We start from the raw sequence: 13,691 nt of genomic DNA, 5'->3' as shown, positions 1-13,691 counted from the left end.
CCAATGGCAGTAGTGTAGACAAAACATAATCGATAAACCAAGCTAAAGTTTGTTAGCATTGTTGTAAATTAACTCATTAGATGAGCCATCGATGAAATTCACCCCTAAATTAGCGTCCGGAGTATTCATTAAACGCTATAAACGCTTTCTTGCCGATATTATGCTACCCAACGGACAAGAGATCACCATCCATTGTCCCAATACTGGCTCAATGAAAAATTGCTTATTTCCAGGTGAGAAGGTGTGGTTTTCCACCTCAGATAATCCCAAACGAAAATATGCCCACACATGGGAATTAATGCAGACAGATCTGCAGCATCTTATCGGTATAAATACAGGACGCGCCAATGCACTGGCCGAAGAAGCAATTAATCGGCAAGCCATACCTGAGCTACTTGGTTACGATAATTTAAAACGCGAAGTGAAATACGGTCATGAAAATAGCAGAATCGACATATTACTCACTAGCCAAAACCGCCCAGACTGCTATATTGAAGTAAAGAGCTGTACCTTATTAGAAGATGAAATAGGCTATTTCCCCGATGCCGTTACCACTCGAGGGCAAAAGCACCTTAGAGAACTCATACACATGGTAACATTGGGGCACCGTGCAATTTTATTTTTTGTGGTGCAACACAGTGGCATAAGGGACGTCAAACCCGCACGACATATTGATCCACAATATGCAGATTTACTTGAACAAGCTGTATCTGAAGGTGTTGAAGTGATAGCTTACAAAACTGAACTATCACCACTAGAAATTAAAATAACCAGTCCTTGTAAGGTAATTGTTTAGATCAAAAAAACAAAAATATGAAGTAAAAAATTTGCCTCGTCATAGAGTTTCTGCTATAGATAGCGGCCGTAAATTTAAGACGCCCTTAAAACGCAAATGATTACAGGAGATGCGTTATGCCTGAAGGCACTAAAACACTTGGCGTACTCGCTATCGCTGGTGTAGATCCTTACCAGGAGTCAGCTGGTGAAGAGTATATGAATACCAAGCAACGTGGTCACTTTAAATTGATCCTCGAAGCATGGCGTAACCAATTGCGTGAAGAAGTAGACCGTACGTTAACTCACATGCAAGATGAAGCTGCAAACTTTCCTGATCCTGTAGACCGTGCAGCACAAGAAGAAGAATTCAGCTTAGAGTTACGCGCTCGTGATAGAGAACGTAAACTCATTAAAAAGATTGAAAAGACGTTACAAAAAATCGAAGAAGACGATTTTGGTTTTTGTGACTCATGCGGTATCGAAATTGGTATCCGCCGTCTTGAAGCTCGTCCGACAGCCGATCAATGTATCGACTGTAAAACGCTAGCTGAAATAAAAGAAAAGCAAATGGCGGGTTAAACCGTGATTTAAAAGGGCGAGATTATCTCGCCCTTTTGCTTTCTAGCATTTAAAAATTGACAGCATAGTAACGTTCCGTAAACTCGGTGATGTCTGTGTTAATTTAACGACCCAAAAAATCACCTCATGAGTACAACTCAATACATTGGACGTTTTGCGCCATCCCCATCAGGGCCTTTACATTTCGGTTCATTAATTGCTGCATTAGGCAGTTATCTTCGTGCACACAGCCAACATGGCCAATGGTTAGTCCGTATAGAAGATATCGACCCCCCACGTGAAATTACCGGTGCCAGTGACGACATACTACGCACTCTCGACGCTTATGGCTTACATTGGCATGGTTCCGTGTTATATCAGCATCAGCGTTATGATACTTACCAACAGCAAATCGACACACTGATAGCCAATGACCAAGCTTATTACTGTCAATGTACCCGTAAAACCATTCAAGCCAGTGGAGGCATATACAATGGCCGTTGCGGCCAATGCCAACCACGATTAACCCGTGGGGCCATTCGTATCCGAAATAATACCAAAACAGATCATTTTACCGATTTAGTTCAAGGGATGACCAAAGTTAATGCAAATTTCGCTGGAGAAGACTACATCATTAAACGCAGCGATGGCTTATATGCCTACCAGCTCGCTGTAGTTTTAGACGACGCTTACCAAGGCATATCAGAAGTAGTAAGAGGGTGTGATTTATTGGAAGCCAGTTGCCGACAAATCAGCTTGTTTTCACAACTGGGCCTAGCGCAACCAAACTGGTTACATTTACCCCTAGCCTGTGCACAAAAAGGGCTTAAACTGTCAAAACAAAATCATGCGCCAGCCATTGACATAACCCACCCACAAGCCAGCATTAATGCCGCACTGACTTTTTTAGGTCAGCAAAAGGTCGATGTCGACTCCGTTGACGTCATGCTTAAACAAGCCATAACACAATTTAACGTGAATGCTATTCCACAGCAAAAAGAAATTGTCTTATCGGCAATAAACCGCTAGGGATGATCATTATTAAATATAATAAGCCCTTTTTAGCATAACGGCACGTATACTCATTCGAACACATTTAATGTATTATACCCGCCAGATTTTTAATCAAATTATTTTAGCATTCCGAGGTGTCTTATTTTTCGCCGTATTAGCCAATTCTGCAAACAGCTATTTGAAAACAACAAAGTAGCTCCTGTACTTGAAGAACCCATTCAGGACGATGGCTTGCGTCTGGATATTATCTCCAGAGATGGTCACTCAATTTCACGTCGCCAAATTAGTGAAAACGCACTAAAAGTCCTCTACCGTCTAAATAAATCAGGTTATAAAGCCTATTTAGTGGGTGGTGGTGTGCGCGATATTCTATTAGGTCTTCAACCAAAAGATTTTGACGTTGTCACCAACGCCACCCCAGAAGACATTAAAAAGCTATTTCGAAATTGTCGTTTAGTAGGCCGTCGCTTTAGATTAGCGCACATTGTTTTTGGTCGTGACGTCATCGAGGTTGCGACTTTCCGTGGCCATCATAGTGAAAATAACGATAAAGTATCAAAATCTAACGCAGAAGGCCGCTTACTGCGCGACAATGTTTACGGTGAGATTGATGAAGATGCAGAGCGTCGAGACTTTACCATCAACGCACTCTATTACGACATAAGCGACTATTCTATTCGTAGTTATGGCGGAGGAATAAACGACCTCAACGATCGAAAGATTAAACTTATTGGCGATCCAGAAACCCGGTATCGCGAAGATCCAGTTCGTATGCTTCGTGCCGTGCGTTTTGCCACTAAACTCGATATGCAAATCGAGGCCGTTACCGCTGCCCCCATCAATATGCTTGCCCCATTATTAAGCGACATTCCAGCTGCGCGTATGTACGAAGAAGTCTTAAAGCTCTTCTTTGCCGGTAAAGCTGAAGCTAATTACCACATGATGCAACGTTTGGGTTTGTTCGCGCCATTGTTTCCGCAAGTCAGTGCATTAATTGAAGAGTCGCCTAAAGGCCATACAGCCAACATGCTGCAAGCCGTAATGCGCAACACGGATATCCGTGTAAAAGAAGAGAAAACGGTCACGCCAGCATTTTTCTTCGCAGCGCTATTGTGGTACCCCGTTAAACAACGGGCAGATGATATTGCCATTGAAAGTGGCTTAACCCATTATGATGCACATGTAGCAGCGATGGGCGAAGTGCTTGAGCAACAATGCCGGACAATTAGCTTGCCACGTCGATTTAGCACCCCAGCTAGAGATATTTGGCAACTGCAACTGCGCTTAGAACGCAGCCAAGGAACTCGGGCCTTTAAGCTGTTAGAGCATCCTAAATTTAGAGCCGCCTATGATTTATTATTACTTCGCGGCGAAGCCGAGGCAGGCAATACAGCCAAAATAGCCCAATGGTGGAAAACCTTCGTAGAAGCAGATGAAGCCGACCGCAGCGACATCGCTAAGAATGCCAAAGGGAATAATAGCCGTAACAGAAATGCACCGCAGCGTAAGCGCCGCCGTAAACCTGTTGCGAAAGCGAAACCAGAAGCTGAATAATCATGCTGGCAACTCAAGTTTATGTGGCTTTAGGGGCGAATCTAGCCAACCCAACACAACAACTAGATGACGCAATTAATGCACTTAATCCTTTGTCCATAGAAAATTCATTGTGTGTTTCTAGCTACTATAGGTCAAAGCCAATGGGGGATGTTGTACAGCCTGACTACGTTAATGCTGTAGCAGGCTTTAAAACAACACTCCAACCCATTGAACTGCTTGATAGATTGCAAACTATTGAACAACAACAAGGTCGTGTCAGGCTTCAACATTGGGGGCCTCGCACCCTAGATTTAGATATACTGCTATACGGCCAACAACACATAACATTGCCTCGACTTATAGTGCCTCATTACGGCATGAAGCAACGCAGCTTTGTATTAGTACCATTAGCCGAAATAGCGCCATCGCTCACGCTGCCTTGTAATACAAACCTTAAAAGCCTTATTAGCGTAGCAATGCGTGATGAATTGCAAAAGCTTATCGATTAAAGTTGACCTTAATAGACAACACATTAAGCTCAGCTTTTAGTATTTCACTATTGTTTTAAGAGTCTACTATGTCAAAAGTCACCAGCTCTACCCTGATCAAATTTAAACAAGAAGGTAAAAAGTTCACCGCATTAACGGCCTATGATGCCAGTTTTGCTGGCGCATTTGACAGCGAAGGTGTGGACGTACTTTTAGTGGGCGACTCACTCGGAATGGTGCTACAAGGCCATGACGATACCTTGCCCGTTACGATTGAAGATATTGCCTACCATACAGCCTGTGTTAAACGCGGTGTTTCACGCGCACTGCTCATCGCCGACATGCCATTTATGAGCTATAGCACCCCAGAACAAACCATGTCTAACGCAGCGACATTAATGCGAGCAGGTGCCAGCATGGTTAAATTAGAAGGCGGCCATTGGTTACTTGAAAGTGTCAAAATGCTAACTGAACGAGGCGTACCTGTATGTGCACACTTAGGCTTAACGCCGCAATCAGTACATGTATTTGGCGGATTTAAAGTACAAGGGCGTGATGCTGATAATGCTCAGCGCATTTTAGATGAAGCCAAAGCAATAGAAGCCGCTGGAGCGCAGTTATTGGTCGTTGAGTGCATACCCGCACCACTTGCTAAAGCTATCACCGAAGCATTAACAATTCCAGTTATCGGAATTGGTGCAGGAGCAGACACCGACGGACAAATTCTAGTAATGCATGATGTGCTTGGTATTTCCAGTGGATATATTCCTCGCTTCTCAAAAAACTACCTTAAACAAACAGGCGAAATTCGCTCAGCGATTAAAGCGTATATTGATGAAGTTGCAAACGGAACTTTTCCGGCTGAAGAACATACATTTAATTAATTCCTATAGATACACATCAATTAACGGCATTGTTTTATATTAAGGTTTCAACAGAAAATGATTACCACAGCTGCTATTTCAACCATTCGCGAACATGTTAATGCTTGGCGTCGTAAAGGCGAAACCGTTGCCTTTGTGCCAACAATGGGTAACTTACATCAAGGTCATATCGCATTAGTGAATGAAGCCCAAAAGCACGCTGACCATGTGGTGGTCTCTATTTTTGTTAACCCGTTGCAATTTAGTGCTAATGAAGACCTAGACGGTTACCCCCGTTCACTCGAACAAGACAGTGAAAAGCTGATTGCGGTCAACACAGATTTACTCTTCACCCCAACACCTGAGATTATTTATCCCAAAGGTTTGGCGCAACAAACTTTTGTTGAAGTACCAGATATTGGTGATGAGTTATGTGGCGCAAGCCGTCCAGGACATTTCCGTGGTGTGGCAACGATTGTGGCCAAACTATTTAATATTGTGCAGCCTGATATAGCCTTATTTGGTCGCAAAGATTTTCAACAATTGATGATCATCAAAACCATGGTCGACGATTTATCAATGCCGATCAAAATCATTGGCGTGGAAACAATCAGAGAACAATCAGGCCTAGCAATGAGCTCGCGTAACGGCTATTTAACGGCAGATGAAAAACAATCAGCAGCCACATTAAAACAAGCGTTAGACAATATTATTAGCGCTATTCAACGCGGTGAAGAAGCACAACAAGCTATCACTCAAGCAGAAAAACGACTGGTTAACGCCGGCTTTACTCCAGATTATCTTGAAGTGAGAAATGCCAAAACCTTACGCCAAGCCACGGCAACAGACAAAGAGCTCGTTGTTATTGCTGCCGCATATCTCGGTAAAGCTCGCTTAATCGATAACGTGTCATTTTGCCGTCACTCGAATAACATAACCTAAAAACATTATTTTAAATCAATCTAAGTCGATAAAATAAAAAACAAAGAGTTGTTTTTTATTTAAAATTACATTGTCAAAAAACTGGTTTTATCGATAGAATTGAGCCATATTTAACCAACTTGATACTTGATAAGCACAACAATTGCCATGCCCTACTCGATAAAACCATCTACGATTAGGCTAATAAGATAAACGATACAATAGGCAACAAAAACGTAAGCCTATGATATCGAATTAATGATGACAAAAGGATGTGTGGCCGCATGGCAAAAAGACTATTATTCATCATATTCATCTTGAGCACCTTTCCCGCTCATGCCAATTCTATTTATAAATGCATAAAAGAGGGGAAAGTTGTATTCAGTCAAACCGTTTGCCCACAAGAATTTAGTCAGCATAAAATAGAATACCAATTAGGCATTACCACAGAGGTCGACTCAGATAAACCCGAGTCAAAAGAGGACCCATTAACCGTTCTACTTAACAATCGAACACTTTCGAAAAATAAGTTATTGCAATTATTGGATGGTGAAATCTATCGTTTAAAGCAAGAAAATAGCTATTTTGAAATATTACGGGCAAGTGAAATTCAAAAACTCGATCGTAAACGTTACTGGCAAACAAAGCCTAAAGACGACCCAAGTTACAGTGTTGAACTGCAAGAAATCACCAAGCGTTTTGATGATTTAAACAAACAAAATGTTAAGGTGCTCAACATATTAGAACAACACAGAACAAAGATAACCACAGAAACACAAACAGATTAATGCATGAGCAATGAACCTCAGACTCCCATGGCTGTTGAGGCCCTTTGTGGTAACCCTAATCGGGTTTAAACACACCGATCATACTGGCATCTGTCTTTTGGGGGGCTTTAATATCAGTTTGTTGCTCGCGATAATCACACTCAGTACATTCAACCGTTTCAATACCATTATCTTTAAACAATAAAATACTGTCTTTTGCACCGCATTTAGGGCATTTAGCCCCTGCAACAAAACGTTTCTTAATTTTTGTCATGATTTACTCGACTTAAGGTTTACTGAATGAGTTGATGACTCAATGAGATATTTATCAATTAATACGTCTATTTTGCCATGATTAGCCCACATGAGTCCCGCGATTTGTGGGAAATAAATCGTATATGCGATATTATCTGCACCATTATTCTATTCTTAAGTATCAAGTTGTAATTAATGATCAACATTAGCCAAGCACAGTTAATTCGCGGCAGCAAAACCCTACTCGATGAAACCTCACTGACAATTTACCCAGGACACAAGGTTGGCCTTGTAGGCGCCAATGGCACAGGTAAATCATCATTGCTTGCGCTAATTTTAGGTCATTTACACCTCGATAAAGGCGAATTCAGTTTTCCTGCGGGTTGGCAAGTGGCCTCTGTGGCTCAGGAGACCCCAGCATTAAACACATCAGCATTAGAATATGTATTAGATGGTGATACCGAATACCGTCAACTCGAAACCCAATTAGCGCAAGCACAAACCGACAATGACGGAAACGCAATTGCACTTATTCATGGCAAAATTGATGCCATTGGCGGATACGCTATTCGTGCACGTGCAGGAGCGCTATTAGCTGGTCTAGGCTTTAATGATGCAGAACAAAGTAACCCCGTAAAGAGTTTTTCTGGTGGCTGGCGTATGCGCCTTAACTTGGCTCAAGCATTACTATGTCGCTCCGACTTATTATTACTCGATGAACCGACCAACCACTTAGATTTAGATACAATGTACTGGTTAGAAGGCTGGATAAAGTCTTATCAAGGAACCTTAATCCTAATAAGTCATGATCGCGACTTTATTGACGGCATTGTCGATGAAATCGTTCATGTCGAAAATCATAAATTAAATTACTACAAAGGTAACTACTCATCGTTTGAACGAGTTCGCGCCGAACGTATGGCACAGCAACAAGTTGCCTTCGAACGCCAGCAAAAAGAACGCTCACATATGCAGTCATTTGTTGACCGTTTCCGTTATAAAGCCAGTAAAGCAAAGCAAGCACAGAGCCGCTTAAAAGCACTCGAACGCATGGCCGATTTGTTGCCATCGCAAGTAGACAATCCATTTCAAATGGCCTTCCGAGAACCAGAAGCATTACCAAACCCATTAGTTGTTATGGAAAATGTCTCTATTGGTTATGAAGATAAAACCATCCTTAAACAAGTTGAATTGAACCTTGTCCCAGGGGCTCGTATTGGTTTACTGGGTAGAAACGGTGCGGGTAAATCAACACTTATCAAACTATTATCTGGTCAATTACAAGCTAAAACGGGTAAATACCAACCTAATCCAGGATTAAATATTGGTTACTTTGCTCAACATCAGATTGAATTTTTAAGCTTAGATGACTCCCCAATGCAACATTTGGTAAGGTTAGCACCAGCCAGTGTTCGCGAGCAGGAGTTACGCAACTTTTTAGGCGGTTTTGGCTTTAATGGTGATATGGCGTTGTCGCCAGTTCGGCCTTTTTCTGGCGGTGAAAAAGCACGCCTGGTGTTAGCATTACTTGTATGGCAACGCCCTAACCTGTTATTGCTCGATGAACCCACCAACCATTTAGATTTAGAAATGCGTCATGCATTAACTATGGCCTTACAAACCTTTGAAGGTGCAATGGTCATTGTGTCACACGACCGTCACTTATTACGTTTAAGTTGTAGTGACTATTACCTAGTCGATCAAGGTGTGGTAACCTCTTTTGACGGCGATTTAGATGACTATCATCAATGGTTACTCGATGCAGCTAAACTAGCCCAAGCCAATAATAAAACAGACGTGGTTACAAACAGTGATACCGTTGATAAAAAACAACAGAAAAGAATGGCTGCTGAACTGCGCCAAAAGGTCTCACCACTTAAAAAGCAACAAATAAAGTTAGAAACCCAACAACAAAAAATCAGTAACAGACTCGCAGAGTTAGAGATTGAATTAGCCGATGGCAGCTTATATGAAGCCGAAAACAAAGCAAAAATGACCAATGTACTGAACGAGCGAACCACACTGACTCAAGCCATGGATGAAAGCGAAATGCAATGGTTAGATATTCAAGAACAGATTGAGATTATTGAACAAAGTTTTTCATAAGCAGTTGTTTTACATTATTTTTACAATTTTAGTGTTTCAACACTATTGATACAGTAAAGGAAATGATATGCCGCGCTCACTTCATCAACACATGTTTAGTCATACAATATGGCATCATTGCGAACAAAGCTATTCAGTAAACCCTTTGTTCTACATTGACTTACAAGACAATTACCAAGTAAATGTTAATATTTTATTATTAGCCGAATATCTTGACCAACAGCACTATGTCTTAACTCAGCAGCAGTGGGAAATATTAACGCTTGTTATAGAGCAATGGGAAGATAAAGTATTACAACCATATCGACGACTCCGCCAAATGGCCAAAGCCCACTTGGCTGACGATGAGTATCAAAAAATGCTTGATGTAGAGTTAATGATGGAACGGAAATCTCAAAACATGCTATTGCAAAAGTTGAATTTACTAAATGGAGAAATGAGCCATTCAGGCACCACTGATTTAGCCAATGTTCAACACTATCTGAGTTTATTTGGTCTCGATAAAAGTATTATGACAGCGCTAACCACCCAAGATTTGGTTAACTCGTAAAATCCATTATGATGCGATGGCAATTGACAACTCATTGAATTTTAATATTTTAAATGACGCTTTACCTATTCAATAGCAAACGGTAATGACAACAAAAGGCCATAATTACGAATATTGCGGTACGGCTGCTTTGGAAACAAAAATAAACAGGCTTGGGGGGTAGTGTTAACGTTAAAATGCACGTTAACTTAACCTTGTTATGTTTAGATTAACCAAACCATTGCTTTAGGGTTTCCTTTGCTTTATCCCCATGCTCTTTTTTTACATACATCGCCACCGCCGCCGTCGCAGCCACTAATACACCGAGATCATCTGAATAACCGACTAATGGCGTAATATCTGGAATGGCATCTATTGGCGAAACAAAATACCCAAGCGCGCCATAAACGGTCGTTTTTGCCCAAGTAGGTGTATCTGGATCTTGCGCAGAATAATAAAGTTTTAATGCTGGTTCTAACACTGCCTCGCCAGCAACTTTTGCAAAATTTCGAGTCTTCTCCCAAAAACCATCTTCTGTAAACTCTTTTTCAAATCGATTATCAGACATTTAACTTTCCACTTATATAAAAACAACGAGTTAAAATCATGAACACTGCTTTTAAGACAACAATGAAAACCATCAAATTAGACAGTAAGCCTCAACAATCATTCAATGTTATACCAATCCCATTAAATATCTGGTCAGTTCAGAGTCTCTCAGGTTTTTCAATTCAAGGCACATTGATGTAGAAATGGTTGTTGCCTTTTAAATCGATGTAACACAGAAGTGGAATACCTGAGAGACTCCATTCTGGCGGGTTTCAAAGTCCTTTATGCTTCGTTAGATGCTTTCAAAATAGAATCATATTCGCTTCAATCATCTGCCTTGCCTACAGCACTTTGAACTCCCGCTGAAAGATCACATATTTAATAGGATTGGTATTAATTGGCGACAAGTGGACTCACCACTTTCGGGGACTGGCTAAACGATATCTGTTGCAACTTATCTATTTGTTCAATAGTTAACGCATATTTTTCGCTTATCACCACATCAACATTGTCGATAACAACCGTTATATTTTTACTATCTTTCTGCATATCGGTAAACTCAAACGTTAGTCCATCAATCGGTTTTCTAAAATATTTCATCGGAAAACCTTGTAAACCATCGAGTAGTTTGTCCATATCGTCAGTTAGGGCGAACAGTTCGGCTTGGGTGTAATCTTGCTTGGTTTCTTTAGCGCGAACTTGCATGGCAATACCACATTTTGACGCATCACCTATGACATTAATATTGACTAAGCCCCTGTCTGATTTTAACTGTGGATCATAAGGAATAAATAAGCGTTGTTGTGTTGTATACGTTAGTGGGAATTGTTCTTTTTCGGTAGTGATACTGCCAGATGTGATAATACAATCTGCTGACATAGGCACACTAAAGGCCAGTTCAACCAAAGGATAATTGTGTTTATTAACCTGTTTTAATCGGTCATAAAAGCCGTTGTATTCTAATGAAACGGTTTCAGCAACACTGTTATTAACCATCACAATAGTTGATATAAAAATAAATCCTTTAAGCAGCGTACTATTACGCATTAGTATTGTTCCTTTGTAAAAATTGTTTATTATGTTTTAGCATTTCAAGTAGCTCATCAATATATTCGTCTTTTCGTTCAGAGTAATTTATTAAACCATAAACCAATTTTTCAGCTGTCGGTTTTATATTTTGGGCTCGTAAATCTGCACGAATAGAACGAAATAAACGATAGGCTGAATGAGTATTTAAGTTCATCATATAGGCGATAATGGAGTCTTTTGGTGAATCAAACACTGCAACTTCATGGGTTTTTCCATCGCCCCTTGCTAACGGCACTAACCCACACCCCTTGGTAAAACACCATTGACCAAAAAAGTTAAAACCTTCAATTGCAAAGCGTGAACTGCCCCAACCACTTTCGTTTGCCGCTTGAACTAACACCATGTTCACTGGAATAATATCGATGCGCTTAAGCAGTGGGGTTAATGTATTGTGAGTAAACGATTTGACATTATATTGATACTTTTCAAGAAGTGACCGTAGCCTTTCATTATCAGACTGACTTAATTTTAAGCCATTATCAATTTGTTCAATCACGAGCAGTAAAAATTGTCTGTCTTGAAGAATTATTTGATTTTGTGCTTCAATTGCAGGGCGAAAATAATCAAAAAATGTTTTCTTTTTTGTCGGAATGTCATCTATTTCAGCAAATTTTGGTACGTTACCTAAATCAATATCATTGACTTCATGGTCAATTGACGTTGTCGACACAGGAGTGGTATTTGGAATAATAAATAATCTTATCGCCAACAATGCAAGAATGGCTAAGCCCAACGCAAATGTCACTTGACCTATATTGCCTATCTTCAATAGCACCTACCTTATCTAAAAATCAATTTCGGCTTATTTATTTGTGTAATTATAACCTTAAAAAACGATAGGATACACCCAACCCGTTATTAGGCTCAAATAGTGACAAATTGTGCGTTAGACAGCTCTCGAGTCGGCAAAAATAGAAAATAGTTACACTTTAATGACCATATACAGTTAGAATTAATAGTATTTTATAACTGCGCAGCTTTGTGGCCGCGTTTACTTATTCAACAACTCAAGGACTTGAGATATTATCATGTTGAATCAAAAACTTAATAATTATCATCGTGTGGTAGCCATTGGTGGCGGGCATGGTTTAGGGCGAATTCTTGCCGCATTATCTTTTTTGGGGCCCAGATTAACTGGAATAGTGGCAACGACAGATAACGGTGGTTCAACGGGCAGACTGAGACAAGACCAACAAACTATTGCCTGGGGGGATTTACGAAATTGCCTTTCCCATCTTGCACATAGACCATCTTTAGGCTCGATGCTGTTTGATCACCGTTTTACTGGTGATAATGAACTGTCTGGCCATAACCTAGGTAACGTGGTTTTACACGCACTAGACCAGCTTTGTGTAAGACCGCTTGAGGCCGTTAATTTAATTCGTGGCTTGCTTAAAATTGAAACTCAAATAATCCCAATGTCAGAAGCTTCAACTCATCTTGTTGCACTGAGCCATTGTGGCAATAAAGTGTTTGGAGAACTAAATGTTGACGGCATGAGTGAAGCCCCAATTGCCTTGTCATTAGAACCTGAGGTTGAAGCCACATCCGAAGCATGTACCGCACTGACGCAGGCTGATTTAATCATTATTGGCCCAGGTAGTTTTTTAACCAGCATACTACCTCCATTATTAATCCCACAAATTGCGAAGAGTATTCGAGAGTCAAATGCACACGTTATTCTGGTTGATAATTTAGCAGCAGAATATTCACCGGCGAGTACTTTTAGTATTGAAGATAAAATTGCTTGGTTTAACCAAGTGATAGGCAAAGAAGTGATTGTGGATGTTATTCAACATGGTTTAAAAATTCAGCAGGCTTACACAGAAATTAATGGTGTTCGTTTTAATCAATTTCCATTAAAAAGCTTACATCATCCGGGATTACATGACAAAGTCGCGTTATTAAACGCAATTAATCAAGTGTGTGAGTTTCATAAACAGCAAATGGCTTCGAATGAGTTCTTTGCATTAACGGATGTAAATAAACAAAGTGCAGTGTAGTTATACCAATCCTATTAAATATGTGATATTTCAGCGGGAGTTCAAAGTGCTGTAGGCAAGGCAGATGATTGAAGCGCATAGTGATCTTCGGTAACAAGCTCCTGCGTTATCCAGCATCTGACCGCCATGGATGGTGGGAATGTCTTATTTTTTATGGAAAAAAATAGACCATGCAGTCGTATTTTGAAAGCATCTAACGAAGCATAAAGGACTTTGAAACCCGCCAGAATGGAGTC

At 40.5% G+C, this 13,691-nt stretch carries 16 protein-coding genes; 11 read left to right on the top strand and 5 right to left on the bottom strand.

Annotation, left to right across the window (positions count from 1 at the left end):
• Nucleotides 1-91: 91 nt before the first annotated feature.
• From sfsA to ACWXWT_RS08180, 8 genes are all read left to right on the top strand, one after another.
• Nucleotides 92-796 carry a DNA/RNA nuclease SfsA gene (gene sfsA, locus ACWXWT_RS08215; protein ID WP_456041124.1) on the top strand — a complete coding sequence of 235 codons (705 nt, stop codon included), beginning with the start codon at nt 92-94 and terminating at the stop codon, nt 794-796.
• A 116-nt stretch (nt 797-912) separates the two neighbouring features.
• The gene (gene dksA, locus ACWXWT_RS08210) at nt 913-1,356 is read left to right on the top strand and encodes an RNA polymerase-binding protein DksA (RefSeq protein ID WP_261733927.1); all 444 of its coding nucleotides are present in this window, start codon (nt 913-915) and stop codon (nt 1,354-1,356) included.
• 126 nt (nt 1,357-1,482) lie between these two features.
• Nucleotides 1,483-2,364, top strand: coding sequence for a tRNA glutamyl-Q(34) synthetase GluQRS (gene gluQRS / locus ACWXWT_RS08205; protein ID WP_456041123.1), 882 nt, complete (start codon nt 1,483-1,485; stop codon nt 2,362-2,364).
• Between the two features lie 231 nt (nt 2,365-2,595).
• A complete protein-coding gene (gene pcnB / locus ACWXWT_RS08200) occupies nt 2,596-3,903 on the top strand; it encodes a polynucleotide adenylyltransferase PcnB (RefSeq protein ID WP_456041143.1) in 1,308 nt (435 codons plus the stop codon).
• Nucleotides 3,904-3,905: 2 nt separating this feature from the next.
• Nucleotides 3,906-4,394, top strand: coding sequence for a 2-amino-4-hydroxy-6-hydroxymethyldihydropteridine diphosphokinase (folK, locus tag ACWXWT_RS08195; protein ID WP_456041122.1), 489 nt, complete (start codon nt 3,906-3,908; stop codon nt 4,392-4,394).
• 68 nt (nt 4,395-4,462) lie between these two features.
• On the top strand, nt 4,463-5,257 hold the full coding sequence (gene panB / locus ACWXWT_RS08190; protein WP_456041121.1) for a 3-methyl-2-oxobutanoate hydroxymethyltransferase: 795 nt from the start codon (nt 4,463-4,465) through the stop codon (nt 5,255-5,257).
• A 57-nt stretch (nt 5,258-5,314) separates the two neighbouring features.
• Nucleotides 5,315-6,178 carry a pantoate--beta-alanine ligase gene (gene panC / locus ACWXWT_RS08185; RefSeq protein WP_456041120.1) on the top strand — a complete coding sequence of 288 codons (864 nt, stop codon included), beginning with the start codon at nt 5,315-5,317 and terminating at the stop codon, nt 6,176-6,178.
• Nucleotides 6,179-6,441: 263 nt separating this feature from the next.
• The gene (locus ACWXWT_RS08180; RefSeq protein WP_456041119.1) at nt 6,442-6,945 is read left to right on the top strand and encodes a DUF4124 domain-containing protein; all 504 of its coding nucleotides are present in this window, start codon (nt 6,442-6,444) and stop codon (nt 6,943-6,945) included.
• A 55-nt stretch (nt 6,946-7,000) separates the two neighbouring features.
• Here the strand turns inward: ACWXWT_RS08180 and ACWXWT_RS08175 are convergent, their stop codons facing one another.
• Nucleotides 7,001-7,198, bottom strand: a complete 198-nt coding sequence (locus ACWXWT_RS08175; RefSeq protein WP_456041118.1) for a YheV family putative zinc ribbon protein — start codon at nt 7,196-7,198, stop codon at nt 7,001-7,003.
• Nucleotides 7,199-7,374: 176 nt separating this feature from the next.
• Here ACWXWT_RS08175 and ACWXWT_RS08170 point away from each other — a divergent pair, with 176 nt between their 5' ends.
• Nucleotides 7,375-9,285 (top strand): ABC transporter ATP-binding protein, encoded by a 1,911-nt coding sequence (locus ACWXWT_RS08170; RefSeq protein ID WP_456041117.1) that lies wholly within the window; start codon nt 7,375-7,377, stop codon nt 9,283-9,285.
• A gap of 67 nt (nt 9,286-9,352) precedes the next feature.
• On the top strand, nt 9,353-9,835 hold the full coding sequence (locus ACWXWT_RS08165) for a TIGR02444 family protein (RefSeq protein WP_456041116.1): 483 nt from the start codon (nt 9,353-9,355) through the stop codon (nt 9,833-9,835).
• Between the two features lie 208 nt (nt 9,836-10,043).
• On the opposite strand, the gene ACWXWT_RS08160 is transcribed toward ACWXWT_RS08165, so the two are convergent.
• The 3 genes from ACWXWT_RS08160 to ACWXWT_RS08150 all read right to left on the bottom strand — a co-directional run bounded on the left by ACWXWT_RS08160 (nt 10,044) and on the right by ACWXWT_RS08150 (nt 12,221).
• Complete coding sequence (locus tag ACWXWT_RS08160; RefSeq protein WP_456041115.1) at nt 10,044-10,382, bottom strand: YkvA family protein; 339 nt, start codon at nt 10,380-10,382, stop codon at nt 10,044-10,046.
• A 374-nt stretch (nt 10,383-10,756) separates the two neighbouring features.
• Complete coding sequence (locus tag ACWXWT_RS08155; protein ID WP_456041114.1) at nt 10,757-11,410, bottom strand: DUF2987 domain-containing protein; 654 nt, start codon at nt 11,408-11,410, stop codon at nt 10,757-10,759.
• The gene (locus tag ACWXWT_RS08150) at nt 11,403-12,221 is read right to left on the bottom strand and encodes a glucosaminidase domain-containing protein (protein WP_456041113.1); all 819 of its coding nucleotides are present in this window, start codon (nt 12,219-12,221) and stop codon (nt 11,403-11,405) included. Before ACWXWT_RS08150 ends, ACWXWT_RS08155 begins: the two co-directional genes overlap by 8 nt.
• Nucleotides 12,222-12,480: 259 nt before the next feature.
• Here ACWXWT_RS08150 and yvcK point away from each other — a divergent pair, with 259 nt between their 5' ends.
• Entirely contained in the window at nt 12,481-13,455 is a 975-nt protein-coding gene (gene yvcK, locus ACWXWT_RS08145; protein ID WP_456041112.1) for a uridine diphosphate-N-acetylglucosamine-binding protein YvcK, read from the top strand.
• A gap of 41 nt (nt 13,456-13,496) precedes the next feature.
• Here the strand turns inward: yvcK and ACWXWT_RS08140 are convergent.
• On the bottom strand, nt 13,497-13,691 hold a 195-nt coding region (locus ACWXWT_RS08140; protein ID WP_456041111.1), incomplete at its 5' end, for a hypothetical protein.

It is taken from the genome of Shewanella sp. A22 (genome assembly GCF_053850585.1).
Note: the sequence above shows the minus strand (reverse complement) of the source record. Positions and strands in the feature narration are given on the sequence as shown.